This is a genomic window from Streptomyces nigra (assembly GCF_003074055.1).
GTDB classification, from domain to species: domain Bacteria; phylum Actinomycetota; class Actinomycetes; order Streptomycetales; family Streptomycetaceae; genus Streptomyces; species Streptomyces nigra.
This window is the reverse complement of sequence record NZ_CP029043.1, coordinates 935,688-960,529: the sequence shown is the minus strand read 5'-3', so window position 1 is coordinate 960,529 and position 24,842 is coordinate 935,688. Positions and strand designations below refer to the sequence as shown.

At 73.2% G+C, this 24,842-nt stretch carries 26 protein-coding genes, 1 pseudogene and 1 riboswitch; of the genes and pseudogenes, 13 read left to right on the top strand and 14 right to left on the bottom strand.

Translation table 11 applies throughout. From position 1 onward, the window contains the following. Positions 1 to 180 precede the first annotated feature (180 nt). Both DC008_RS04430 and DC008_RS04425 read left to right on the top strand, forming a co-directional pair. Positions 181 to 420 carry a toxin-antitoxin system HicB family antitoxin gene (locus DC008_RS04430; protein WP_108705809.1) on the top strand — a complete coding sequence of 80 codons (240 nt, stop codon included), beginning with the start codon at positions 181 to 183 and terminating at the stop codon, positions 418 to 420. 4 nt (positions 421 to 424) lie between these two features. Continuing rightward, on the top strand, positions 425 to 799 hold the full coding sequence (locus DC008_RS04425; protein WP_055622368.1) for a hypothetical protein: 375 nt from the start codon (positions 425 to 427) through the stop codon (positions 797 to 799). Between the two features lie 5 nt (positions 800 to 804). On the opposite strand, the gene DC008_RS04420 is transcribed toward DC008_RS04425, so the two are convergent. From DC008_RS04420 to bioB, 4 genes are all read right to left on the bottom strand, one after another. After that, the gene (locus tag DC008_RS04420; RefSeq protein ID WP_108705808.1) at positions 805 to 1,506 is read right to left on the bottom strand and encodes a class I SAM-dependent methyltransferase; all 702 of its coding nucleotides are present in this window, start codon (positions 1,504 to 1,506) and stop codon (positions 805 to 807) included. Between the two features lie 298 nt (positions 1,507 to 1,804). Beyond that, on the bottom strand, positions 1,805 to 2,521 hold the full coding sequence (bioD, locus tag DC008_RS04415) for a dethiobiotin synthase (RefSeq protein ID WP_108705807.1): 717 nt from the start codon (positions 2,519 to 2,521) through the stop codon (positions 1,805 to 1,807). A gap of 1 nt (position 2,522) precedes the next feature. Next, positions 2,523 to 3,803, bottom strand: coding sequence for an adenosylmethionine--8-amino-7-oxononanoate transaminase (locus tag DC008_RS04410; RefSeq protein ID WP_108710563.1), 1,281 nt, complete (start codon positions 3,801 to 3,803; stop codon positions 2,523 to 2,525). Positions 3,804 to 3,819: 16 nt separating this feature from the next. Further along, on the bottom strand, positions 3,820 to 5,025 hold the full coding sequence (gene bioB, locus DC008_RS04405; RefSeq protein WP_108705806.1) for a biotin synthase BioB: 1,206 nt from the start codon (positions 5,023 to 5,025) through the stop codon (positions 3,820 to 3,822). Between the two features lie 146 nt (positions 5,026 to 5,171). Between bioB and DC008_RS04400 the strand changes: the two genes are divergently transcribed. Further along, positions 5,172 to 6,299, top strand: coding sequence for an 8-amino-7-oxononanoate synthase (locus tag DC008_RS04400; RefSeq protein ID WP_108705805.1), 1,128 nt, complete (start codon positions 5,172 to 5,174; stop codon positions 6,297 to 6,299). Positions 6,300 to 6,353: 54 nt separating this feature from the next. Here DC008_RS04400 and DC008_RS04395 read toward each other — a convergent pair. Continuing rightward, positions 6,354 to 6,580, bottom strand: a pseudogene (locus DC008_RS04395) (DUF397 domain-containing protein). Between the two features lie 9 nt (positions 6,581 to 6,589). Beyond that, positions 6,590 to 7,456, bottom strand: coding sequence for a helix-turn-helix domain-containing protein (locus DC008_RS04390; protein WP_108705804.1), 867 nt, complete (start codon positions 7,454 to 7,456; stop codon positions 6,590 to 6,592). 213 nt (positions 7,457 to 7,669) lie between these two features. Between DC008_RS04390 and DC008_RS04385 the strand changes: the two genes are divergently transcribed. Further along, positions 7,670 to 8,131, top strand: coding sequence for an ATP-binding protein (locus DC008_RS04385; RefSeq protein ID WP_055622361.1), 462 nt, complete (start codon positions 7,670 to 7,672; stop codon positions 8,129 to 8,131). Between the two features lie 162 nt (positions 8,132 to 8,293). Here DC008_RS04385 and DC008_RS04380 read toward each other — a convergent pair whose 3' ends face one another. Further along, on the bottom strand, positions 8,294 to 8,767 hold the full coding sequence (locus tag DC008_RS04380) for a C40 family peptidase (protein WP_108705803.1): 474 nt from the start codon (positions 8,765 to 8,767) through the stop codon (positions 8,294 to 8,296). A 3-nt stretch (positions 8,768 to 8,770) separates the two neighbouring features. Further along, positions 8,771 to 8,968: riboswitch (cyclic di-AMP (ydaO/yuaA leader) on the bottom strand. A gap of 619 nt (positions 8,969 to 9,587) precedes the next feature. Then, complete coding sequence (locus tag DC008_RS04375) at positions 9,588 to 10,604, bottom strand: ABC transporter permease (protein ID WP_108705802.1); 1,017 nt, start codon at positions 10,602 to 10,604, stop codon at positions 9,588 to 9,590. A gap of 108 nt (positions 10,605 to 10,712) precedes the next feature. Between DC008_RS04375 and DC008_RS04370 the strand changes: the two genes are divergently transcribed. The 7 genes from DC008_RS04370 to DC008_RS04340 all read left to right on the top strand — a co-directional run bounded on the left by DC008_RS04370 (position 10,713) and on the right by DC008_RS04340 (position 16,011). After that, positions 10,713 to 11,360 (top strand): TetR/AcrR family transcriptional regulator, encoded by a 648-nt coding sequence (locus DC008_RS04370; protein WP_108705801.1) that lies wholly within the window; start codon positions 10,713 to 10,715, stop codon positions 11,358 to 11,360. A 114-nt stretch (positions 11,361 to 11,474) separates the two neighbouring features. Continuing rightward, positions 11,475 to 11,777 (top strand): urease subunit gamma, encoded by a 303-nt coding sequence (locus DC008_RS04365; RefSeq protein ID WP_055622481.1) that lies wholly within the window; start codon positions 11,475 to 11,477, stop codon positions 11,775 to 11,777. Positions 11,778 to 11,785: 8 nt separating this feature from the next. Further along, a complete protein-coding gene (locus DC008_RS04360) occupies positions 11,786 to 12,097 on the top strand; it encodes an urease subunit beta (RefSeq protein ID WP_055622357.1) in 312 nt (103 codons plus the stop codon). Then, the gene (locus DC008_RS04355) at positions 12,090 to 13,811 is read left to right on the top strand and encodes an urease subunit alpha (RefSeq protein WP_108705800.1); all 1,722 of its coding nucleotides are present in this window, start codon (positions 12,090 to 12,092) and stop codon (positions 13,809 to 13,811) included. Before DC008_RS04360 ends, DC008_RS04355 begins: the two co-directional genes overlap by 8 nt. 13 nt (positions 13,812 to 13,824) lie before the next feature. Next, positions 13,825 to 14,499 (top strand): urease accessory protein UreF, encoded by a 675-nt coding sequence (locus DC008_RS04350; RefSeq protein WP_108705799.1) that lies wholly within the window; start codon positions 13,825 to 13,827, stop codon positions 14,497 to 14,499. A 64-nt stretch (positions 14,500 to 14,563) separates the two neighbouring features. Next, the gene (gene ureG, locus DC008_RS04345) at positions 14,564 to 15,241 is read left to right on the top strand and encodes an urease accessory protein UreG (protein WP_108705798.1); all 678 of its coding nucleotides are present in this window, start codon (positions 14,564 to 14,566) and stop codon (positions 15,239 to 15,241) included. After that, the gene (locus DC008_RS04340) at positions 15,229 to 16,011 is read left to right on the top strand and encodes an urease accessory protein UreD (protein WP_108705797.1); all 783 of its coding nucleotides are present in this window, start codon (positions 15,229 to 15,231) and stop codon (positions 16,009 to 16,011) included. The genes ureG and DC008_RS04340 overlap by 13 nt, the downstream gene beginning before the upstream one ends. Here DC008_RS04340 and DC008_RS04335 read toward each other — a convergent pair. The 6 genes from DC008_RS04335 to DC008_RS04310 all read right to left on the bottom strand — a co-directional run bounded on the left by DC008_RS04335 (position 16,004) and on the right by DC008_RS04310 (position 23,615). Continuing rightward, the gene (locus tag DC008_RS04335) at positions 16,004 to 16,729 is read right to left on the bottom strand and encodes a lysophospholipid acyltransferase family protein (protein ID WP_108705796.1); all 726 of its coding nucleotides are present in this window, start codon (positions 16,727 to 16,729) and stop codon (positions 16,004 to 16,006) included. The genes DC008_RS04340 and DC008_RS04335 overlap by 8 nt on opposite strands. A 304-nt stretch (positions 16,730 to 17,033) precedes the next feature. Further along, entirely contained in the window at positions 17,034 to 18,260 is a 1,227-nt protein-coding gene (locus DC008_RS04330; RefSeq protein WP_108705795.1) for a PP2C family protein-serine/threonine phosphatase, read from the bottom strand. Between the two features lie 88 nt (positions 18,261 to 18,348). Beyond that, positions 18,349 to 20,805, bottom strand: coding sequence for a SpoIIE family protein phosphatase (locus DC008_RS04325; RefSeq protein WP_108705794.1), 2,457 nt, complete (start codon positions 20,803 to 20,805; stop codon positions 18,349 to 18,351). Between the two features lie 155 nt (positions 20,806 to 20,960). After that, entirely contained in the window at positions 20,961 to 22,178 is a 1,218-nt protein-coding gene (gene rocD / locus DC008_RS04320) for an ornithine--oxo-acid transaminase (RefSeq protein WP_108705793.1), read from the bottom strand. Next, complete coding sequence (gene ddaH, locus DC008_RS04315) at positions 22,175 to 22,987, bottom strand: dimethylargininase (protein WP_108705792.1); 813 nt, start codon at positions 22,985 to 22,987, stop codon at positions 22,175 to 22,177. The genes rocD and ddaH overlap by 4 nt, the downstream gene beginning before the upstream one ends. Before the next feature lie 115 nt (positions 22,988 to 23,102). Continuing rightward, positions 23,103 to 23,615, bottom strand: a complete 513-nt coding sequence (locus DC008_RS04310) for an Lrp/AsnC family transcriptional regulator (protein ID WP_055622347.1) — start codon at positions 23,613 to 23,615, stop codon at positions 23,103 to 23,105. A gap of 89 nt (positions 23,616 to 23,704) precedes the next feature. Between DC008_RS04310 and DC008_RS04305 the strand changes: the two genes are divergently transcribed. Together DC008_RS04305 and DC008_RS04300 are read left to right on the top strand one after the other, a co-directional pair. After that, complete coding sequence (locus DC008_RS04305; RefSeq protein WP_108705791.1) at positions 23,705 to 24,454, top strand: LytR/AlgR family response regulator transcription factor; 750 nt, start codon at positions 23,705 to 23,707, stop codon at positions 24,452 to 24,454. Between the two features lie 2 nt (positions 24,455 to 24,456). Then, entirely contained in the window at positions 24,457 to 24,822 is a 366-nt protein-coding gene (locus DC008_RS04300; RefSeq protein ID WP_108705790.1) for a hypothetical protein, read from the top strand. Positions 24,823 to 24,842: the final 20 nt, after the last annotated feature.

The following is a 24,842-nucleotide window of genomic DNA, read 5'->3' as shown; positions in this document are numbered from 1 at the left end:
CGGGACGCCGCCCCTATTCGTCGCCGCCGAGCCTAATGTGATCCACCGCACACCGGGTATCCTCCTGCGGTGCCGCGCCGTCTCCGACCCAGGTGGGGGCCCCGAGACCGGTGTAAGGGGCACCATCCCGCCGCCCGGAGGGAGCTTGCCGTGCTAGCGCCTGCGCGCTAGCTTCGAAGTATGGCGAAGACCCAGCTGAACGTGAGAGTGGACGAGGGCACGGCCCGCGCCGCCCGCGAACGTGCCCTGGCCCGCGGGATGAGCGTGAACCGCTACATCGAGGAGCTGGTCCGCCAGGACACCGGCGAGGTCGGGCATACGTTCGTGGAAGCCGCCGCGGACTTCATGAAGCAGTACGAGTCGGTGTTCGCCGACGAGTTCGGGGCCGAGCGCGAGGGCCCGCGCGAAGGGCGCCACTGATCCGTTGAGCCAGCTGACCATCGATCTCGCCTGGCTGCTCATGGTCGCCGAGAAGCGCACACCGGGGGACCCCCGGGTCACCGACTGGGGTGCCCTCGTCGCCGCCGTCGCCCGCCATCAGGCCGAGATATTCGACGTCCCCGTGTACGACAGCCCGCAGGCCCGCGCGGCCTCCCTGCTGCAACTCCTCGTCCACGTCCCCGCCCTGGAGCGCTCCAACGCGATGTTCGCGTCCGCGGTCGCCTACGCCTACCTCGTGGCCAGCGGCCTGAAGGTCGTCACTTCGCCCGAGCAGGTGCGCGACCTCGCCCGTCTGGTGCACAGCGGCGAGGCGTCGGTCCAGGACATCGCGCGGGAACTGGAGAGCTGGAGCCTGTGATGGTCCTACCGCCCGGCTGACGCCTCGTCGGCCGGCGGCCGCCACGCCGTGCCCAGAGCGCAGTACGACGCCGGAAGGACCGGCCCGTTCTCCGGGACCATCAGCCGCCGGTACGGGCCGAGTTCGAAGCCGGCCCGCCGCAGGGCCGCCACCGGATCGCGCGAAAGATGGCAGCCGCCGGCGACCAGCGGCCACACCGTCCGGTCCAGGACGCGCTGGGTGCGCAGCATCGCGGGTCCGCCGCCCCGGCCGTGCTCGAAGAACCGCACGGTCCCGCCGGGCCGCAGCACCCGGCGCACCTCCGCGAGGGCCCGCGGCACGTCCCGCACACTGCACAGCACCAGCGACAGCACCACCGCGTCGAAGCCCTCGCTCTTGACCGGCAGCGCCTCCGCCGTGCCCGGCACCACGTCCACGGGCACCTCGGCGCGCAGCGCCGCCTCCACCGCCAACCGCCGCAGCACGCGCTCCGGTTCGATGGCGACGACCTCGGAGACGGTGCTCGGGTAGTGGGTGAAGTTCAGGCCGTTCCCGGCGCCGATCTCCAGCACCCGGCCCGACAGCCCGTCCAGCAGCCGCTCCCGGATCCGGGCCAGGCCCATCCTGGTCTCGGCGCCGACGCTCGCCCGGGCGTAGTAGCGGGCGAACACCGGATGGTGCACGGCGTCGCGTGGACGGGTGCCCGCACGGGCGGAGCGCAGGGCCATGGGACCTCCCGGGCAGAACGGGACTCACTCCCGATTCTCCCCCGAACGGGGCGGACGCACCCCCGCTTCACGCATCCGCCGCGTCAGGGCCCGCTCAGAACCCCGTCCGCTTCGCGCATCCGCCCGTCCCTGCCCCTTCAGAGCCCGTCCGCTTCGCGCATCCGCCCGTCCCTGCCCCTTCAGAGCCCGTCCGCTTCGCGCATCCGCCGCGTCAAGCCCCATCCGCTGTGCGCGTCCGCCGAGTAAAGCCCCGCTCACCGCCCGGTCCGCTGCGCGCGTCCGCCGCGTCAGGCCCCGCTCACAGCCCCGTCCGCTCCCGGAACGCGTCCGCGTCCCATCGGCCGAACAGCCGGGGTGCCAGCCACTCCGGTGCGCAGGCGCGGAAACCGGCGGACGGCAGCCCGCCCGCGCCCGCCGGCACCGCGCCGAGCAGCGGCGCCCCCGACACCTCCGGAAGGTCGGCCACATTGCACCGCGACGCCAGATCCGGTTCGCCGGGCCAGCTGCCGATGACCACGCCGAGCGGGTCCAGCCGCCGGCGCCGCAGCTCACGAGCCGTCAGCGCGGTCGTGTTCAGGGTGCCCAGGCCGGCCGACGCCACCACCAGGACGGGTGCCGCCAGCAGCTCGGCCGCGTCGGCCAGGGTGCCGCCCGCCTCGTCGAAGCGGACGAGGAGCCCGCCCGCCCCCTCCACCAGCACCAGATCGTGCTCGGCGGCCAGCTTCGCGGCGGCCTCGGCGATCTCCGCCGGACGGACCGGGGCCCGGCCCGCCCGCCGCGCCGCCGTCGCCGGAGCCAACGGCTCGGGATAGCGGGCGAGTTCGGCCGTCGTCACCGGACCGGCCAGCCGCGCGACCTCGGCCGCGTCACCGTCCTCGTCCGGTCCGACGCCCGTCTGCGCGGCCTTGAGCACCGCGACGGTACGGCCCGAGGCCAGCGCCGCCGCGGCCACCGCGGCGGTCGTGACCGTCTTGCCGACCTCCGTGCCCGTGCCCGTGACCACCAGTACCGGCATGTCAGCCCTCTCCCGCTGCCGCGCACACCGCGCGGGCGATCCGTGCGACGTCCGCGTCGCCCGTGACGTACGGCGGCATCGTGTAGACGAGGTCGCGGAACGGGCGCAGCCACACGCCCTCACCTACGGCGGCCGCCGTCGCCGCCCGCATGTCCACCTCGTGGTCCAGCTGGACGACGCCGATCGCGCCGAGGACCCGTACGTCCTTGACGCCCGGCAGGTCCGCCGCGGGTGCCAGACCGGCCCGCAGGCCCGCCTCGACGCGCCGGACCTCGGCCTGCCAGTCCTGGCCGAGCAGCAGCTCGATCGACGCGCAGGCCACGGCGGCCGCCAGCGGGTTGCCCATGAACGTCGGGCCGTGGGCGAGCACCGGGACCTCGCCGCGCGAGATGCCGTCGGCGACACGGGACGTGCACAGCGTCGCCGCCATCGTCATATAGCCGCCGGTCAGGGCCTTGCCCACACACATCACATCAGGCGTCACCGCCGCGTGGTCCGCCGCGAACAGCGCGCCCGTACGCCCGAAACCGGTCGCGATCTCGTCGAACACGAGCAGCACGCCGTGCGCGTCGCACGCCTCGCGCAGCACGCGCAGATACGCGGGGGAGTGGAACCGCATCCCGCCCGCGCCCTGCACCACGGGCTCCACGATCACCGCCGCCAGTTCGTCCGCGTGCCGCTCGATCAGCGACCGCAGCCGTTCGGCGTACGCCTCGTCGTACTCGGCCGGGGGCGCGTCCGCGAACAGCTGGCGAGGGAGCACGCCCGACCACAGCTCGTGCATCCCGCCCTCGGGGTCGCACACCGACATCGGCTGCCAGGTGTCGCCGTGGTAGCCGCCGCGCCAGGTCAGCAGCCGCCGCTTGCCGGGCCGGCCCAGCGAACGCCAGTACTGCAGGCACATCTTGACGGCGACCTCGACCGACACCGACCCGGAGTCGGCCAGGAAGACATGCTCCAGACCCTCGGGAGACAAGTCGACAAGGAGCTTCGCCAGCCGTACGGCGGGCTCGTGCGTGAGCCCGCCGAACATCACATGGCTCATCCGCGCCAGCTGCTCGTGCGCCGCCTCGTTGAGCACCGGGTGGTTGTAGCCGTGGATGGCCGACCACCACGACGACATGCCGTCGACCAGCTCGCCCGAGCCGTCGGCGAGCCGCAGCCGCACCCCGCTCGCCGACTCCACGACGAGCGGTTCGGCGCGGCCGGGCATCGGGCCGTACGGATGCCAGACGTGCCGCCGGTCGAGCTCCAGCAGCTCGGGCACGCTCAGACCGGACATGCTCAGGCCGGGCAGATCAGGCATTGGGCGCGAGATCCGTCCCTGCGCCCCGCCGCCGTACGGCGACCAGATCGGTGCGCGGCTCGGCGGCCGGCGCGGCGGGCTCCGCGGCGGCCGTACCGCACACCCCGCCGTCCGCGTGCGAACCGCAACCGCCGCCCTCGTGGGACCCGCAGCCCGCGCTCGCGTGCGATCCGCAGCCGCCCCCGCCCGCGGTCGCCCGGTGCTCCGGCAGGGTGACCTCGCCGGCGCCCTCCACCTCGAAGCCGGCGTCCGCGATCATCTCCAGGTCGGCCCTGCCGGCCTGGCCCTCGCTGGTGAGGTAGTCGCCGAGGAAGATCGAGTTGGCCAGGTGCAGCGCGAGGGGCTGCAGGGTGCGCAAGTGCACCTCGCGGCCGCCCGCGATACGCACCTCGACGTCCGGGCACACGAACCGCACCATCGCGAGGATCCGCAGACAGCGCTGCGGGGTGAGGTTCCACTCCTTGGCGAGCGGGGTGCCCTCGAACGGGATCAGGAAGTTGACCGGCACCGAGTCCGGGTCCAGCTCGCGCAGCGCGTAGACGACGTCGACCAGGTCCTCGTCGCTCTCGCCCATGCCCGCGATCAGCCCCGAGCAGGCGGACAGACCGGCCGCGTGCGCCTTGTTCACCGTGTCCACCCGATCGGCGTACGTGTGGGTGGTCGTGATCTCCCCGTACGTGGACTCCGAGGTGTTGAGATTGTGGTTGTAGGCGTCCGCGCCGGCCTCGCGCAGGCGCTCCGCCTGCCCGTCCGAGAGCAGCCCGAGGCAGGCGCACACCTCGACGCCCTCGTTGCCGTCCTTGATGGCCTTGATGGTCTCCGAGACCCGGTCCACGTCCCGGTCGGTCGGGCCGCGCCCGGATGCCACGAGGCACACCCGCTTGGCGCCACCCGCCAATCCGGCGGCCGCGGCCTGGGACGCCTCGTCCGGCTTCAGCCAGGTGTACTTGAGGATCCCGGCGGTGGAGCCGAGCCGCTGCGAACAGTAGGAGCAGTCCTCCGGGCACAGGCCCGACTTGAGGTTGACGAGATAGTTCAGCTTCACCCGCCGGCCGAACCACTTCCGGCGCACCTTGCCGGCCGCGGCCACCACGTCGAGCAGGTCGTCGTCGGAAGTGGCGAGAACGGCGAGCGCTTCCTCGCGGGTCGGCAGCTCGCGCCGAAGCCCCTTGTCCACCAGCGTGTTCAGCAGGTCCATGGGAGCTGATCCTGACGTACGGAGGGGGCCGGAGCCAAGGTGAGTTTGCACAACCCTGTCGATTCGATGTGTGGGTATTGCCACACCGTGGGCGGCGGTCCCGGCCGCTAGTGTCTGTGCACTGCCTACAAAAGCCCGGAGGAGCCATGGCGTTCGGCTGGATCGACGGACAGGCGGACCAGCGCCGCCGCGCCGGACTGGTACGGACCCTGCGGCCCCGCCCCGCCGACTCCCCGCTCCTCGACCTCGCGAGCAACGACTACCTGGGCCTGGCCCGGAACCCCGAGGTCGTCGAGGGCGCCGCGCGCGCCGCGCGCACCTGGGGCGGCGGCGCGACCGGCTCACGGCTCGTCACCGGTACGACGGAGCTGCACACGGAGCTGGAGGACGAGCTGGCCCGCTTCTGCGGCTTCGAGGCGGCGCTCGTCTTCTCCTCCGGCTACGCGGCCAACCTCGCCGCGGTCACCGCGCTCGCGCCGCACGGCTCGCTGATCGTGTCGGACGCGGGCAACCACGCCTCGCTCATCGACGGCTGCCGCCTGTCCCGGGGCACCACGCAGGTCGCCGCCCACGCCGACCCGGACGCCGTCCGCAAGGCGCTGCGCACGCACGACGGCCCCGCCGTGGTCGTCTCCGACACCGTCTTCTCGGTCGACGGCGACGCCGCCCCGCTGGCCGCCTACGCCGATGTGTGCCGGGAGCACGGCGCCGGGCTGGTCGTGGACGACGCGCACGGTCTCGGCGTCCTCGGCGACGGCGGCCGGGGTGCCCCGTACGCGGCGGGGCTCGCGGGCGCGCCGGACGTCGTCGCGACCGTCACGCTCTCCAAGTCGCTCGGCAGCCAGGGCGGTGCCGTGCTGGGGCCCGCCCGGGTGATCGACCATCTGGTCAACGCGGCGCGGACGTTCATCTTCGACACCGGTCTCGCCCCGGCGGCGGCGGGCGCGGCCCTGGCGGCGCTGCGGCTGCTGGACCGGGAGCCCGAACGGGCCGCGCGGGCCCGCGCGGTGGCGGGCGAACTGCACACCCGGCTGACGGCCGCGGGTCTGGAAGCGGTGCGTCCGGACGCCGCGGTCGTCTCCGTGCGGGCGCCGTCCCCGGAGGGGGCCGTGCGGTGGGCCGCCGACTGCCGTGCGGCGGGTCTCGCCGTGGGCTGCTTCCGTCCGCCTTCCGTGCCGGACGGCGTCTCACGGCTGCGGCTGACCGCCCGCGCGGACCTCTCCGAGGGGCAGATCGAACGCGCTGTACAGGTCATCGGTACGACACGACCATGAGTCGGCGTGACACGGCCGGGCGGAACCGGGACGGGCAGAAACGATCAGAAATGGTCAGGACTGGAGTGCGGCCGTGAAGCCCGCCCAGCTCTCGGGGAGAAGAGCAGCGCGGGGCCGGCCGGATCCTTGGAGTCGCGCACGGCCAGCAGGCCGGTCCAGGGGCCCGCGTGCGGCCGGGCCGTCTCGACGCAGTTGTTCGCCCCGGTGCTGTAACTGCTGCGCAGCCATCGTGCGTCCGGGAGTTCGGTGCTCGACCTGAGGTTCCGAGGCAGTGCGGTCATGGTGCCTCCTTACGCGCCGCCACCTATCGCGGCGATGTGATCCAGCGATTCCTCGGGCGAAAGGGCGTGGAGCCGAAGGGTGTCGAAGGCCTCCGTGTAGGCCTGGAGGTCTTCTTTCCGTTCGAGATAGAGGCTACTCGTCAAGTGGTCGAGAACAACCACGTCCAGATCAGAAGTGCTCGAAAATGAGAAGATAACGAAAGGCCCGGTGACGCCGACATGCTCACCGGCCGTGAACGGCAGCACCTGCAGGGTGACTTGGGGCAGCCGCGCCGCCTCCACCAGCCGCTCCAGCTGGCGCCGCATCACCTCGGGGCCTCCGACCTCCCGGCGCAGCACCGCCTCGTCCAGCACCGCGCTGAACCGCAGCGGCGGATCGGCCCGCAGCACCTCCTGCCTGGCCAGCCGCACCGCGACCAACGCGTCGATCCGGTCGTCGGTGCCGTCGTCCGTCCCGCCGGTCGCCGCCCGGGTCACCGCCCGCGCGTACTCGGGCGTCTGCAACAGGCCGGGCACCACGGACGTCTCCAGCGTGCGCATCGCGCGGGCCTGGGACTCCAGACTGATGAAATCCCGGTACGCCGGCGGCAGGACCCCGCGGTAGGCGTGCCACCAGTGGTGCCGCCCGGCGCCGTCGGAGCCGGCCAGCGCCAGCAGCACCTCCCGGAGCCGCGCGTCCCGGACACCGTAGGCGTCGAGCAGTAAGCGCACATCGGCCGGTTTCACCCCGCTGGCACCGGTCTCGATACGGCTCACCTTGGACTGGTGCCAGCCCACCAGGCGGGCCGCCTCCCCACTGGTGAGCCCGGTCCCGGTGCGTAACGCACGCAGTTCCGCGCCCAGTTTCCGGCGGCGTACCGCCGGGCCGTGCTGCATGGGCAACTCCTTACTCCGACCGGGCCGCCCAAATACGGTCTGCCGTCGCAGAGTTCACCGCTTCGAGCGACAGATATATGCATATCTTGGCGGATCGCCACCCGTGACCGCCGCGGTGATGGCAGTCTGGCGGCGAAGCACCAGTCCGGGACCGTACTCGAACCCTCCGCTCCGTGTCGGACTGCGGTCCCGTGGGAAAGGGACGACGTCGCCATGGCAGACCATCTGGAAGCATCCGTCACTCTGCCGAGCGATCCCGCCTCGGTCTCCGCGGCCCGGTCCTATGTGGTCACCACACTCGCCGAGTGGGGACTGCCGTCGGACACGGACACGGCGGACACCATCCGGCTCATCGTCTCCGAACTCACCACGAACGCGGTACAGCACACCCTGGGGCAGTCGCCCACCTTCACGGTGGACCTCGAGCTCGACCGTGACGAGCAGCTGCGCATCGGGGTGACCGACAGTCATCCCCGGTTCCCCAAACGGCTTCCGGCCGCCGTCCAGCAGGACAACGGCCGGGGCATGGTGATCATTCGCTGGCTGACCGCCGAGTGCGGCGGCCGGCTCCGGGTGTGGCCGACCCGTGAGGGCGGCAAGACGGTCTCCATCGAGCTGCCGTGGACCGTACCGGCCTCGCCGGTCACGGTCGCGACGCCGCAGGACACCCCCTAGAAGCGCCGCGTGGCGCCGCACCGGGCGCCATGCGGCCCGCTCCGCCCCCGTCGGCCCCGGGAGGCCCCGGAGGCGCCGGAGTGCCCGGCCCGTGCCGGACGCCCTCCGCGCCCCGGGAGGGCGCCGGCGGGGGTGGGGGCGCCGTCGGCGCCCCCACGAGGGTCACTTGACCCGGCCGTACCAGACGCTCCTGGTCCAGATCTTCTGCAGCCGGACCACGTCACCGCTCTTGGGGGAGTGCCAGATCTTGCCCTTACCCGCGTAGATGCCCACGTGGTAGACGTACGACCCCGAGTGGAAGAAGACCAGGTCCCCCGCCTTGCGGTTCGAGGCGGAGATGTGGCGGGTCTTGTTGTACTGCTGGGCCGCCGTGCGCGGCAGCTTCTTGCCGGCCTTCTTGAACGAGTACAGCGTGAGCCCGGAGCAGTCGAACCGGTTCGGCCCCGTGGCGCCCCACTTGTACGGGGAGCCCTTCTTCGAGGCCGCGATCTGAAGTGCCTTCGTCGCCGGCGTGGCGGCCTGCGCCTCCGAGGCGAGACCGGGCGTCACGATCGAGCCGCCCACCGCGGCGAGAGTGAGGGCCGAGGCCGTACCGGCCCTGGCCATGAGCGACGGGACACGATTGAGCGCAGTCATGCGCAACCCTTCGTCAGCCGCCTGTGAAGGATGACCTGTCGGATTCGGGCTGGCGAAGTTGCCCGGCCGCAATGTCGCGGCTTCACCCCAAGGGTTGCTCGGTTCGAACGAACGTCCGTACCGGCGACCCGTCTTGCTCGGGTCCTCCACTCCTGCCGATCCACTCCTGTCGACCGGTCATCCGGGCGGCGGCAGGACTCGGCGTCCGCCCGGATCGCCCCGCCGCTGCGGCGGGGTCTTGTCGTCAGTCAGGGATCTTGGCGCACGGAAGAACGAAAATCCCAACGGAACCGGGGATTTGTGGTGTTACTCACCACTCACCCGTTCGGGTGGACGCTACTGCGTTCGAGGTCGTCGCCGGATACCCGACGAGCCCCGGACCAGCGGCGGAAGGCTCAACCCGGGCTGTGCGTCCCGTCCCTGACGCAAGCCGTACGAGCGCGTGGACGGAGTGCGGAATACGCCGATGGGGGGTACGCCATTCGGTCCGTTTCGGCGCGTCGGCGGACGTTCCGAGCCGGGCGGCGTGCCCGGGACGCGGCTGTGGCGCCGTCAACTGTCGGAGCGCGCCACCGGCGTGGCACGAGCCGTGCGGCGCCGCCCGTCCGGGACGCGCGGCGCACGCTCCAGCGCCCGTACGCACGGTCCCGTCCCGCCCGACGCCGCGTCAGCGCCGGCGCGCCCCGGGGTGACGGCCGATCAACTCGTCCGCCGGAACCGGGACGTACGGCCGTTCGCGTGGTCACGGCCGCCGGAGACGCCGAGGCCGTGCGCCCCCGTCCGCTACAGCGGGGGCGCACGGCCGGTTCGCGGGGCCGGGTCAGGCGGCGGTGGCCGGTTCCCGGGCGGTGGTCGGCTCCGGGCTGGTGCCGTCGGCCTTGAGGCGGTCTCCGAGGAGGACCGCGCCGAGGCCGACGGCGGCCCACCAGGTCAGGGTGAGGGCGGGGCCGACCGCCGCGGCGCCGTCGAAGAAGGACACCGACCGCAGCAGGGTCGTGCCCGCGCCCGGCGGCAGCCACTGGCCGATGGTGCCGACCGGCTCCGGCAGCATCCGGGGCGCCGACGCCGCCCCGGAGAACGGGTTGCCGATCAGCATGACGGTGGCGGCCATCAGGCCGACGCCGGCCGGTCCGAGGAGGGCGGCGAGCCCGGCGACGGCGGCGCTCACGGCGAGGGTCATCAGCGCGAACACCCCGGCCTCCGCCCACCAGTCACCGGTGATCACACCCAGCCAGCTGTGCGCCAGCGCGGCGGCGATCAGGCCGATCAGGGCTGCGACGCCCGCGAGAGCGCCCGCGGCGCCCAGACCGCGCAGCCCCAGCAGGGTGACGGCGGCCCCCGCCGCCAGGCCCGCGAGGGCGAGCGGCAGCACGCTGGAGTTCAGGGCCGCCCCGCGCGGGTCCTCCTCGGGTGCGGGCACCACGTCGACGGTCTCCACCTGCGTCCCCTCGGCGGCCGCCTGTCCGGCCACCGCCTGCTGCAGCAGCTGGGCCACGGCCGGGCTCGCGGCGGACGCGGTCAGCAGCTTCGGCCCCTGGGGTGTCACCACGACCGCGCCGTACACGTCCCGGTCCTCGATGGCCTCGCGGGCGGCCGGCTCGTCGGCGTAGCGGTGCACGTCGAACGCGCCGTCGTGGGCGGACAGCTGTCGCTCCACCTGCGTCACGGCCGCGGCGGGCCCCGCCACGCCGAGCGGGAGGTCGCGCGGCGCGGTGCGGGCGGCCGGCCAGGCGAACGCCCACAGGGCGAGGGCGGCCAGTACGGGGACGAGCACGACCACCGCGACCAGGCGCCGGGGTGCGGGCTTCCTGGGCGGTGTGGCGGACGGCGAGGACATGGGATCTCCCGTGATCTCAAAAAGAAGGATCGTTCGTTTTTGGTGAGTCCACCGTGCTCCCCGATGTCGATGCTTGTCAAGAAGGAATGTTCGTTTTAGCTTGAGGGCATGGCCCGCGTATCCCAGGAACACCTCGACGCACGCCGCCGCCAGATCCTCGACGGCGCCGCCCTCTGCTTCGCCCGCAACGGCTTCCACGCCACCTCGATGCAGGACGTGCTGAAGGAGGTCGACCTCTCGGCGGGGGCCGTCTACCGGTACTTCAAGGGCAAGGAGGAGCTGATCGGCGCGATCGTCGCCGAGGTGCTCGGCTCGGTCCGCGCGGCGTTCGAGGAGGCCGCCCGGCAGAGCCCGCCCCCACCGCCGGACGAGCTCGTCGCCTATGTCCTCGGCCACACGCTCGCCGCCCGGGAGTCCCTGGTCGTCGACGGCAAGCCCGCCTTCCCCCGGCTCGTCGTCCAGGTGTGGACGGAGACCCTGCGCAACGACGAGCTCGCGGCCATCCTGCGCGAGGGCTACGGCTCGGTGCGCGCCGCCTGGGCCCGGATCGTCGAGGGCTACCAGGAGGCCGGGCTGATGCGGACGGACGTGGACCCGGACCATGTCGCCCGCACGATGATCGCCTCCGTGCTCGGCTTCATCGCCCAGCAGTCCCTGTTCGGGCCCGCGCCCGTGGACGTCCTGCAGCAGGGTCTGCGCGCCCTGATGAGCATGCGGTACGACGACGCCGCCCCCTCCGGCCCCGCGCGGGGTTAACGCGCCCGAAACGCGGTCCAACTAGCCTGCCGACCCACGTCGTCGGGCCCTCGCCCGAGGGCGTCGGCCACCGGACCCCGCAGGTCCGGAGCGAGGACTGTGAGGTGGGACGCCGTGCAACTGACCCCGCACGAGCAGGAGAGGCTGCTCATCCATGTGGCGGCCGACGTCGCCGAGAGGCGCCGGGCCCGCGGGCTCCGGCTGAACCACCCCGAGGCCGTCGCCCTCATCACGGCGCACATCCTGGAAGGCGCTCGCGACGGCCGTACGGTCGCCGAGCTGATGTCCTCCGGCCGGACCCTGCTCACCAGGGACGACGTCATGGAGGGCATCCCCGAGATGATCCACGACGTCCAGGTCGAGGCGACGTTCCCCGACGGGACCAAGCTCGTCACCGTCCACGACCCGATCGTCTGAGGGCGGCCATGACACCCGGAGAAGTCCTGTTCGCCGAGGGCCCGATCGCATACAACGAGGGCCGCGAGATCACCCGGCTGACCGTCCTCAACGCCGCCGACCGGCCCGTCCAGGTCGGCTCCCACTACCACTTCGCCGAGGCCAACCCCGGCCTGCGCTTCGACCGCGCCGCGGCCCGCGGCAAGCGGCTGAACGTCGCCGCCGGCACCGCCGTGCGCTTCGAGCCCGGCATCCCCGTCGACGTCGAACTCGTCCCCCTCGCCGGCGCCCGCGTGGTGCCCGGACTGCGCGGGGAGACCGGAGGTGCCCTCGATGCCTGAGATCTCCCGCGCCGCCTACGCCGACCTGTTCGGGCCGACCACCGGCGACCGCGTCCGGCTCGCCGACACCGATCTGCTCATCGAGATCGAGGAGGATCGTTCCGGCGGTCCCGGACGCGCCGGTGACGAGGCCGTGTTCGGCGGCGGCAAGGTCATCCGCGAGTCCATGGGCCAGTCCCGGGCCACCCGCGCGGACGGCACCCCGGACACGGTGATCACCGGAGTGGTGATCGTCGACCACTGGGGGATCGTCAAGGCCGACCTCGGCATCCGCGACGGCCGGATCACCGGCATCGGCAAGGCCGGCAACCCCGACACCATGGACGGTGTGCACCCGGACCTCGTCATCGGCCCCGAGACCGAGATCATCGCGGGCAACGGCCGGATCCTCACCGCCGGCGCCATCGACGCGCACGTCCACTTCATCTGCCCGCAGATCGCCGACGAGGCGCTCGCCTCCGGCATCACCACCCTCGTCGGCGGCGGCACAGGCCCCGCCGAGGGCTCCAAGGCGACCACCGTCACGCCGGGCCCCTGGCATCTGGCCCGGATGCTGGAGGCGATGGAGCAGTACCCGCTCAACATCGGCCTCCTGGGCAAGGGCAACACCGTCTCGCACGAGGCGATGCTCTCCCAGATCCAGGGCGGCGCCGTCGGACTGAAACTGCACGAGGACTGGGGCTCGACCCCGGCCGTCATCGACGCCTCCCTCACCGTCGCCGACCGGACCGGCGTCCAGATCGCCATCCACACCGACACCCTGAACGAGGCCGGTTTCGTCGGCGACACCCTCGCCGCCATCGGCGGACGCGGCATCCACGCGTACCACACCGAGGGCGCGGGCGGTGGGCACGCGCCGGACATCATGACCGTGGTCTCCGAGCCGCACGTCCTGCCCAGCTCCACCAACCCGACCCGCCCCTACACCGTCAACACCGCCGAGGAACATCTCGACATGCTGATGGTGTGCCACCACCTGAACGCGGCCGTGCCCGAGGACCTGGCCTTCGCCGAGTCCCGCATCCGGCCGTCCACGATCGGGGCCGAGGACGTCCTCCACGACCTCGGCGCCATCTCGATCATCTCCTCCGACTCCCAGGCCATGGGCCGCGTCGGCGAGGTCGTCCTGCGCACCTGGCAGACCGCGCACGTGATGAAGCGGCGGCGGGGCGCCCTGCCCGGCGACGGCCGCGCCGACAACCACCGCGTACGCCGGTACGTGGCCAAGTACACGATCAACCCCGCGCTCGCGCAGGGCCTGGCCCGCGAGATCGGCTCCGTCGAGACCGGCAAGCTCGCCGACCTGGTGCTCTGGGAACCCGCCTTCTTCGGCGTCAAGCCGCTCCTCGTTCTCAAGGGCGGGCAGATCGCCTACGCGCAGATGGGCGACGCCAACGCGTCCATCCCGACGCCGCAGCCGATCCTGCCCCGGCCGATGTTCGGCGCGACCGGCCGGGCGCCGGCGGCGAACTCGGTCAACTTCGTGGCCCCGCTCGCCCTCGAGGACGGGCTCTCCGAACGCCTCGCGCTCGGCAAGCGGTTCGTGGGCATCGAGTCGACGCGCGCCGTCACCAAGGCCGACATGCGCGAGAACGACGCCCGGCCCGATGTGCGCATCGACCCCGACAGCTTCGCCGTGCACATCGACGGGGAGCTGGTGGAGGCCGCGCCCGCCGCCGAACTGCCCATGGCCCAGCGTTACTTCCTCTTCTGAGGGCCGGCCGACGATGACACGGGCCACGCTTCTCGTCCTGGCCGACGGCCGCTTCCCCGCCGGGGGACACGCCCACTCCGGCGGTGCCGAGGCCGCCGTCCGCGCCGGGCGGATCACCGGCGCCGCGAGCCTGGAGGACTTCTGCCGGGGCCGGCTGCACACGGCCGGGCTCGTCTCGGCCGCGCTCGCGGCGGCGGCCGCGGCCGGGCTGGACCCGGTGGAGCTGGACGCGGCCGCCGACGCCCGTACGCCGTCACCGGCACTGCGGACCGCCGCGCGCAGGCTCGGCCGGCAGCTGCTGCGGGCCGGCCGCGCGACCTGGCCGTCCCCCGAACTCGACGCACTCGCCACCCGGTTCCCCAAGGGCGCGCACCAGCCCGTGGTCCTCGGCACCGTCGCCCGCGCCGCGGGTCTCGACGCGCCCGACGCGGCGTACTGCGCCGCGTACGAGGGCGTGAGCGGGGCCGCCACGGCGGTCGTACGGCTGCTCGGCCTGGACCCCTTCGAGGCCACGGCCGTGCTGGCGCGGCTCGCCCCGGAGCTGGACCGTGTCGCGGACCGGGCGGTGGAGGCGGCCCGGCGCGCGGCGGACGAAGGCGTCGACGCCCTGCCCGCGGCCTCCGCGCCCCTGCTGGAGATCGCGGCGGAGGCCCACGCGGCCTGGCCGGTCCGCCTCTTCGCTTCCTGAACCGACCGTTCCCGACCCGACGGCCCTTCCGCGCCAGGGCCCCCACCCACAGGAGCCGTGACTCATGCACCTCGACCACACCCACGACGGCCCCGCCGCCCTCAGCGCCGACGCGCGCCGCCCCGACGGCTCCCGCCGCGCCCTGCGCCTCGGTCTGGGCGGTCCCGTCGGCTCGGGCAAGACCGCCACGGTCGCCGCCCTGTGCCGGGCGCTGCGCGAGGAGCTGTCCCTCGCCGTCGTCACCAACGACATCTACACCCGCGAGGACGCCGAGTTCCTGCTGCGCGAGGCCGTGCTGCCGCCGGAGCGGATCACGGCCGTCGAGACGGGCGCCTGCCCGCACACCGCCATCCGGGACGACATCTCCGCGAACCTGGAGGCCGTGGAGGATCTGGAGGACGAGGTGGGGCCGCTCGATCTGATCCTCGTGGAGTCCGGCGGGGACAACCTCACCGCGACCTTCTCCAAGGGGCTCGTGGACGCCCAGATCTTCGTCATCGACGTGGCGGGCGGCGACGACATCCCGCGCAAGGGCGGCCCCGGCGTCACCACCGCCGACCTGCTCGTCGTCAACAAGACCGACCTCGCCCCGTACGTCGGCTCCGACCTGGCGCGGATGGCGGCGGACGCCAAGGCGCAGCGGGCCGAACTCCCCGTCGTGTTCCAGTCGTTGAGGAGCGAGCCGGGTGTCCGGGACGTCGCCGACTGGGTGCGGGCGCGGCTGGCCGCGTGGACGGCGTGACCGCCAGGGTGCGGGCCCGCGCCCGGATCGTCGCCCGGCCGGACGGACGGGGCGGCACCGCCCTGCCGGTCCTCGAAGGCGCCGGGCCGCTCGCGCCGCGCCGGACCCGGGGCTCCGGCGGGGAGGCGCACGTCCTGATCGTGGGGGCGATGAGCGGGCCGCTCGGCGGCGACCACTTCACCGTCGGCGCGGAGGTACTGGCCGGGGCGAGCCTCCGTGTCGGTTCGGCGGCCGCCACCCTCGCACTGCCGGGACAGGGCAAGGGCGGAGCCCGCTACGACGTCCGCCTCTCGGTGGCCGACGAGGCCGAACTGCGGTGGCTGCCGGAACAGCTGATCTGCGCGCGCGGCAGCGACCTGACCGTGACGACCGAGGTCGACGTCGGTGCCACGGGGCGGCTCGTGCTGCGCGAGGAGCAGGTGCTCGGACGGGTGGGGGAGGAGCCGGGACGCCTGGCGAGCCGGATCCGGGTGCGGGTCGCGGGGCGGGTCGTCCTCGACCAGGAGCTGGAGTGCGGGCCCGGCGCTCCGGGCGGCTGGGACGGGCCCGCCGGGCTCGGCGGCCACCGCACGGCCGGGCAACTCGTCGTCGTACGGCCCGAGTTCGCGGACTCTCCGGTGGCGCCCCGGATGCTGGGGGAGAGCGCCGCCGTCCTGCCGCTGGCCGGACCGGCGGTCCTGGTCAGCGCGGTCGCGCCGGACGCGATGCGGTTGCGCGCGACGCTCGACGAGGCGCTGGCCCTGCTCGGTCAGGCGCCCCCGGTCATCTGAGGGGCAGCCGGGGGAAGCGCCGGCCCTGCTCGGCCTTGGCGGCGGCCTCCTCGGCCTTCGCGACGGTGGCGTACTGGTCGACGTACTCCTGCTCGGAGAGCGACAGGATGGCGTACATGATCTCGTCGGTGACGGCCCGCAGGATCGCCTTCTCGTTCTCCATCCCGGCGTAGCGGGAGAAGTCGAGGGGCTTGCCGAAGCGGATGGTGACGGGGTGGACGTTCGGGATCACCTTGCCCGGCGGCTGGGCCTCGAACGTGCCGATCATCGCGCACGGGATCACCGGGACGCCGGCCTTCAGCGCCATCACGGCCACGCCGACCTTGCCCTTGTAGAGACGGCCGTCGTGCGAGCGGGTGCCCTCGGGGTAGATGCCGAGCAGCTCGTCCTTGCGCAGCACCCCGAGGCCCTCGCGGATCGCGGCCTGGCCGGCCTCCTTGCCGGTGCGGTCGACCGGGATCTGCCCGGCGCTGCGGAAGAAGGCCGCCGTCAGCCTGCCCTTGATGCCGGGGCCGGTGAAGTACTCCTTCTTGGCGAGGAAGGTGATGCGCCGCTTGAGGATCGCGGGCATCAGGAAGTGGTCCGAGAAGGACAGATGGTTCCCGGCGACGATGGCCGCGCCCGTGGCCGGCACATGCTCCAGACCCTCGATACGGGGCCGGAACACCAGTCGCAGCAGCGGGCCCAGCAACACGTATTTGAGGACGTAGTAGAACAAAGGGGCGCTCCTCACTCGGGCGGATCAGCTCGGGCCGCCATGTTCTGGCAGGTCAGCCAGCGTGCAGTGGGGCTGTCAGTGTAGGCGCCGGGCCGGACCACCGGAACCGGCGCGGACCGGCGGCGTCCCGGCACATGACGGCACGTCAGCGGGCGGACGGACGGCGGGTGTCGCGTGTGGGGAGGACCGCCGGACCAGCCTCGTCCCCGGGGCCCGGCACGGCAAGCCGATCCCGGGCTTTGGCGTGATCACGGCGGCTCGGGCGGTGGACCCGCCCGGCCGTGGCGGAGCCGCTCGACCCGCATCACAGCCGCACGATGACCAGGGCCGTGTCGTCCGTGGCGCCGCCCGGCGGCAGCAGCTGCAGCAGGACGGCGTCGGCCAGTTCCTCGGGGGTGTCGGTGCGGTGCTCGACCAGCGCGTCGGCGAGCCGGCCGAGACCGACGTCGATGTCCTCCCGCCGGCGCTCGATCAGACCGTCCGTGTAGAGCGCCAGCGTGGCGCCGTCGCCGTACGAAGTGGCGGCCTGCGGACGCCGTATCGGGTCGGGGCGGGCGTCGAGCGGGGTGTCGGTGGCCTGGTCGAGGAACTCCACCCGGCCGTCGGCGTGCACCAGGACGGGCGGGGGATGGCCGGCGCTGCTGTAGGCGATGGTCCGGGCGTCGAAGTCGATGAACGTCGTGACGGCGGTGGCCGATTCGGCCCCGTCCACGACGTGCGCGTACCGTCCGAGCACGTCCAGCGCCTGCGCCGGGCCGTCGGCCACCCGCGACGAGGCGCTCAGCGCGCTGCGCAGCTGCCCCATGACGCCCGCCGCCCGCAGCCCGTGCCCGACGACGTCGCCCACCGAGACCCCGATGCGGTTGCCGCCGACCAGGTCCACCAGGTCGTACCAGTCGCCGCACACGTTGAGCGCGCCGACCGCGGGCCGGTAGCGGACGGCCGTGCGATGCCCGCCCACCTGCCGGCCGGCGGGCAGCATCGCTTCCTGGAGGGCCAGCGCCACCTCGCGCTCACGGGCGTGGGCCTGCCGCAGCCGCTCGTTGAGCTCCTGGAGCTCCCGGGCGCGCGTGTACAGCTCGGCCTCCAGGATCCGCGCCCGGCTGTCGCCGCCCGCGCCGCCCCGCACCCGGATCAGCTCGGTGACCTCCTCCACCCGGTGCAGGATGTACGCGACCTTCCCGTCCGGGCCGGCGACGGGCGCGTTGACCGGGCTCCAGTAGCGCTCCTCCCAGTGCCCGGGGTTGCCCGCGTCCTCCACGTCGTAGCGCTGGAGCGCCATGGCGTCGCGCTCGCCGGTCTCCGCCACGCGCTGCATGGACGCCCGCACGTTGCTCATCCCGGTCGCGGCGGGGTTGTCGGGGTTGTCCGGGAACACGTCGAAGATGTAGCGGCCGACGAGCTGCTCCCTGCTGCGCCCGGACAGCCGCTGGAAGTCGTCGTTGGCGTCGACGTAGATCAGATCGGTGTCGAGCAGGGCCACCATGCCGGGCAGCGCCTCGAAGACCGCCTTGTAGTCGACCTCGTCCATGGCACCCGCCTCACCGCCGTGATCCGACCAGTTTCGCACGCTATGCGCTGTATGTGCCGATGTTCCGCATCCGGTCCGGTCCGGCAGGTCAGGGCGGTGCGTCCGTCAGCGACTGCTCGGCCCAGATGATCTTCCCCTCGGGGACGAACCGGGTCCCCCACTGCTGGGTGAACTGCGACACCAGCAGCAGCCCGCGCCCCCCTTCGTCCGTGGTGCGGGGATGGCGCAGATGCGGCGCGGTCGCACCCCCGTCGTAGACCTCGCAGAACAGCGCGCGCTCCTTGATCAGACGCAGCCGGATGGGGCCCGTGGCATACCGGATCGCGTTGGTGACCAGCTCGCTGACCACCAGTTCCGTCGTGAACGCCAGGTCGTCCAGGCCCCACTCCGCGAGCTGCCGGGTCGCGGTCCGGCGGGCGTCGGCCACCCCGGCCGGGTCCGCGGGCAGGTCCCATTCGGCGACCTGCCCGTCGCCGAGCACCCTGGTGCGCGCCATCAGCAGGGCCACGTCGTCGTACGGCCGGTCCGGGACCAGCGCGTCCACGACGGTCCTGCACTGCAGCTCCAGCGAATCGGCCCGTTTCTCCAGGGCCTGCCGCAGCCGCTGCCGGTCGGCGTCCACGGTCCAGCGCGCCCCGGCGGCCAGCAGCCCGTCCGTGTGCAGGGCCAGGGTGCTGCCCGCCGCCAGTGCCAGCTCCACCGACTCGAAGGGCGGGCCGCCCACCCCGAGCGGCGGCCCCTGCGGCAGGTCCACGAAGGCGACATGCCCGTCCGGCATCACGACCGCGGGTGCCGGATGCCCAGCGGCGGCCATCGTGCACGTCCCGTCCACCGGGTCGTACACCACGTAGACGCACCCGGAGCCGACCCCCAGGGTGTTGTCGGCCTCCGCCGTCCGCGGTTCGACGCCCTCCTCCCGGGCCGCCCGCGCCACCAGGTCGTCGAGATGAGCCAGCACCTCGTCGGGTGGCAGATCCAGCGCTGCCAGTGTCCGTACGGCCGTCCGCAGCCGCCCCATCGCCGCCGCCGCGTCGATGCCGTGCCCCGGCACCTCGCCCACGACGAGGGCCACGCGCGCGCCCGACAGGGGGATGACGTCGTACCAGTCGCCGCCGAGGCCGGTCAGCTCGTCGGCCGGGCGGTAGCAGGCGGACACCTCCAGGGCGTCCTGCTCCGGCAGCCGGTGCGGCAGCAGGCTGCGCTGCAGGACCAGCGCCGCGTCGCGTTCCCGGGTGTAGCGCCGGGCGTTGTCGATGCAGACCGCCGCCCGGGACACCAGGTCCTCGGCCAGGCTGAGGTCGTCCTCCTCGAAGGGCTCCTGGCGGTGGCGCCGGAAGAACGTGGTCAGGCCGAGGGTGACGCCCCGCGCGCGGATCGGCACGATCATCGCGCTCTGCAGCCCGAGTTCCAGGAAGATGGCGGTCCCGCCGCCCTGGGCGTGCTCCGCCCACGCCTCGCCCAGCGGGTCCAGCTTCGGCTCCCGCCAGGACCGCTCCGTCCTGAGGGTGCGGATCGGCGGCGACCCCGCCGGATAGGTGACCACCTCGCCGATGTCGACGACCGCCTCCGGCGCGCGCCGGCTGACCGACCGGTAACCGGCGCGCCGCAGCGGCACCCGGCCCGCCTCCGCCGGCTCGTCCGACGGCTCACCGCCGCTCAGCACCGACTCCAGCAGATCCACCGCGACCACGTCGGCGAGCCCGGGCACGGCCACGTCGGCCAGTTCCTGCGCGGTGCGCGTGACGTCCAGCGTGCGGCCGATGCGCTCTCCCGCCCGGTCGAGCAGGGCCAGACGCTGGCGGGTGCGGTGCCGGTCGGTGACGTCCTCGACCGTGTAGTACACGCCCATCGGGTTGCCGTTGCCGTCGTCGAGCCGGGTGAACGACATCATGTGCGCGGTCTCCCGCAGCGGCGCAGAGCGGACCTGCCCGACATGCTCGTAGCCGACGACGGGCTCGCCGGTGAGCAGCACCCGGCGGATCTGCGCCTCGATGTTCTCGGCGTCCAGGCCGGGCTGGATGTCCCCCAGCCGCAGCCCGAGCCGGGTGCTCGGGGGCCCGCCGCCGAACTGGGTGAGGGCGGGGTTCGACCAGACGAACCGCAGATCGGTGTCGACGACGGCCACCCCGACGGGGGAGCGGGTCACCATCTGCTCCAGCACCTGCCGGCTCATGTCCCAGCCCGGCGCCCCCGCGAGCTCCGACAGGAGCAGCAGCCGGCGTGTGGAACCGCCGGCGTCCAGGGCCTGCGTGATGCGGGCCATGAGCCGCAGCCGCGTCCCGTCGGCGCGCACCGCCGAGATCAGCCCGGCCCAGCCGCCCTCCCGGCGGCACCGCTCCATCAGCTCCGGCACCCGGTCCGCGTCCGGCGCTGCGAGCACCGCGGCGACATCGCGGCCCACGATCCGTTCGGCGGTGTGCCCGAGCAGCCGTTCGGCCTCCCGGGTCCATCCGGTGACCACGCCCTGGGCGTCGAGCAGTACAGGCACGGCGTCCGCCACGTCGAACCCCTGCCGGGTCACGCTCCGCTCGTCATCCGGACCCACGGCCGACCTCTCTGTCGCTGAGAGCGGTCTACCACCACTTGTCCCCATCTTCGCCCTTCCCCGCACCCGTGCCTCTTCGCGGGGGCCGTGCGTGTGGGAACGACGCCGTACGGCCGCCCGGGTGGACCACCCGGGCAGCCGTACGCGGGAGAGTGCTACGCCAGCACCTTCTCCAGGGCCGCGAGCGCGCCCCGCAGCTCGTCCGCCGTGATCGTCAGCGGCGGGGCCAGCCGGATCGTGGAGCCGTGGGTGTCCTTGACCAGGACGCCCTCGGCCATCAGCCGCTCACCGATCTCCCGGCCGGTGCCGAACGCCGGGTCGATGTCGACGCCCGCCCACAGGCCGCGGGCGCGGTAGCCGACGACACCCTTGCCGACGAGCGCCGCGAGACCGCCCCGCAGGACCACGCCGAGTTCGGTGGCCCGGCGCTGGAACTCGCCGGTCTCCAGCAGTTCCATCACCGCCGTGCCGACCGCGGCCGCCAGCGGGTTCCCGCCGAACGTCGAGCCGTGCTCGCCGGGCCGCAGCACCCCGAGCACGTCCCGGCGCCCGACGACCGCCGAGACCGGCACGATGCCGCCGCCCAGCGCCTTGCCCAGCAGCACCAGGTCCGGCACGACCGACTCGTGCTCCACGGCCAGCGTGCGCCCGGTGCGGCCGAGACCCGACTGGATCTCGTCGGCGATGAACAGACAGCCCTTCCGGCTGGTCAGCTCACGCACCCCGGCCAGATAGCCCTCGTCCGGGATGACGACCCCGGCCTCGCCCTGGATGGGCTCGATCAGCACCGCCGCGGTCGTCTCGTCCACCGCCGCCTCCAGCGCCGGCAGATCGTTGTACGGCACGATCCGGAAGCCCGGCGTGAACGGCCCGAAGCCCGTCCGCGCGGTCTCGTCCGTGGAGAACGACACGATCGTCGTCGTCCGGCCGTGGAAGTTGTCCGCCGCGACCACGATCGTCGCCCGGTCGGCGGGGACGCCCTTCACCTCGTACGCCCACTTGCGGGCCACCTTGATGCCGCTCTCCACGGCCTCGGCGCCCGTGTTCATCGGCAGCACCATGTCCTGGCCCGTCAGCGCCGCCAGCCGCTCGGCGAACCCGGCGGGCCGGTCGTTGTGCAAGGCGCGGGAGGTAAGCGTCAGCCGGTCGAGCTGGCGGTGCGCGGCCTCGGTCAGCGCCGGATGGCGGTGGCCGAAGTTCAGCGCCGAATAGCCGGCGAGCATGTCGAGGTAGCGGCGGCCCTCCACGTCCTCGACCCAGCTGCCCTCGGCACGGGCGACGACCACCGGCAGCGGATGGTAGTTGTGCGCCAGGACCGGCTCCTCGGCGCGGATCAGATCGGCGGACGAACGGGTCTGCGCGGGCGCGGTCATGAGCGGATCTCCTGAGTGCAGCACTTGATGCCACCGCCGGCCTTGCGGAACTCCGACAGGTCGACGGGGACGGGGACATAGCCGCGGTCGTCCAGCCGGGCCGCCAGGGCCTCGGCCTGCGGCGCGATGAAGACGTGACGGCCGTCGGACACGGAGTTCAGCCCGAACGCGGACGCGTCCTCCCGGGTCGCGAGCACCGCGTCCGGGTAGAGCCGCGCGAGCACCTCGCGGCTGCCGGCCGAGAACGCCTCCGGGTAGTAGACGATGTTGTCGTCGTCCAGCACGAACAACGCCGTGTCCAAATGGTAGAAGTACGGGTCCACCAGCGTCAGGCTGATCACCGGGTGGCCGAAGAACTCCTGCACCTCGCGGTGCGCCTCCCGGGTGGTGCGGAAACCGGTCCCGGCGAGCACGTAGCGGCCCGTCCAGACCAGGTCGCCCTCGCCCTCGCACACCGACGCCGGGCGGTGGACGTCGAAGCCCGCCGCCTTGAACCACATGTCGTAGTGCGTGGACTCGGGGCGCCGCTCGGGCGCGTGGAAGAGGGAGCCGAAGACACGGCCGCCGACGACGACCGCCGAGTTCGCGGCGAAGACCATGTCGGGGAGACCGGCGACCGGCTCCACGACGTCCACCGCGTGACCGTGCGAACGGTAGGCGCTGATCAGTGTGTGCCACTGCTCCCGCGCCAGGTCGACGTCGACGCGGACGTCCGGTCGCATCCAGGGGTTGATCGCGTACCGCACGGCGAAGTGTCTGGGTTCGCAGACGAGGAAGCGCCGCCGGCGCGGCACACGGGTCTCGGGCACGAAGGGGTTCCTCCGCTTCCTACGGTGTCGATGAGGATCGACTCCAACGGTAGAAACCGACGCCGACGAGCGACAAGGAACGGGAATTGCGTGTCCACGCAGCGATGCTGCGCATTTATTGCGGTTCACGCAGGAGTGCTGCGTCGGAGGGTGCGGGCTGGCTCGCGCCCGCCTCCGGGCTCTCCGGGATGAGGTGGGACAGCACCATCACGCTGATCGTCTTGCGGATGAACGGCTCCACACGGATGCGCTCCAGCACCTCCTCGAAGTGCTCCACGTCCCGCGCCCGCACATGCAGCAGCGCGTCCGCGCCGCCCGTCACCGTCATCGCCGCGGTGATCTCCGGATGGTTGCGGACCACCTCCGCCAGCCGCCGCGGCGGCGCCGCGCCCTCGCAGTACACCTCGACGTACGCCTCCGTGCGCCAGCCCAGCGCCGATGGGCGGACCGTGGCCGTGAACCCGGTGATCACGCCCGTCTCCCGCAGCCGGTCCACCCGCCGCTTGACGGCCGTCGCCGACAGCCCGACGCTCATGCCGATCTCGGCGAAACTCGTCCGGGCGTTCGCCATCAGAGCGGTGATGATCTTCCGGTCGAGATCGTCGAAAGAAGCCGCGCCGCTGTTCATGAGGGCACTGTAAGCGCCCGGGCACCCAGCGCGAACGTCGCCTCCCGGCACATGTCCAGCGGCGCTCGTTGCTCCTACACTCCCGTTCCATGTTGCGCGCGCTGGCTGTCGACGACGAACGCCCCTCGCTGGAGGAACTGCTGTACCTCCTCAACGCCGACCCGCGGATCGGCAGCGCGGAGGGCGCCGGCGACGCCACCGAGGCGCTGCGCCGCATCAACCGCGCCCTGGAGTCGGGCCCCGGCGGGGCGGAGGCCATCGACGTCGTCTTCCTCGACATCAACATGCCCGGGCTAGACGGCCTCGATCTGGCCCGGCTGCTCACCGGCTTCGCCGAACCGCCGCTCGTCGTGTTCGTCACCGCCCACGAGGACTTCGCCGTCCAGGCCTTCGACCTCAAGGCCGTCGACTACGTCCTCAAACCGGTCCGCAAGGAACGCCTCGCCGAAGCCGTCCGCCGGGCCGCCGAACAGCGCGGCGCCACCCCCCGGATACCCGTCAGCGAGCCCGACCCCGACCATCTCCCGGTCGAGCTCGGCGGGGTGACCCGCTTCGTCCCCGTCGACGACATCACCCATGTCGAGGCCCAGGGCGACTACGCCCGCCTGCACACCGGCAGGGGCAGCCACCTCGTGCGCATCCCCCTGTCCACCCTGGAGGAGCGCTGGCGCTCCCGCGGGTTCGTCCGCATCCACCGCCGCCATCTCGTCGCCCTGCGGCACATCGGCGAACTGCGGCTCGACGCGGGCAGCGTGAGCGTCGTCGTCGGCTCCGAGGAACTCCAGGTCAGCCGCCGCCACGCCCGCGAACTGCGCGACCTGCTGATGCGGAGGACGTGACGATGCCCAGCAGCCCCGCCGACCGCCGTGTCGTCGTCACCGGCCCGCCCCGGCGCACCCGGACCCGCCGTGTCTCCGGCTACTACCGGCCCCGCACCGAGATCGACGAGCAGACCACCCTCGGCCACACCTACGTCCGCTCCCTGATGCGCACCCAACTGCGCACCGCCCTCGCCGTGCTCGCCGTCCTCGGCCTGCTCGTCGGCCCGCTGCCGCTGCTCTGCGCGGCGATGCCGCACGCCCGCCACCTGGTCTGGGCGATCCTCGGCTTCGGCCTGTACGCGCCGCTCGTGCTGCTGGCCCGCTGGTTCGTCCGCCGCGCCGAACGCAACGAACGGGACTTCGTACGGCTCGTCGAGGACCGCTAGCGCGCGCACCAGCCCGTCGA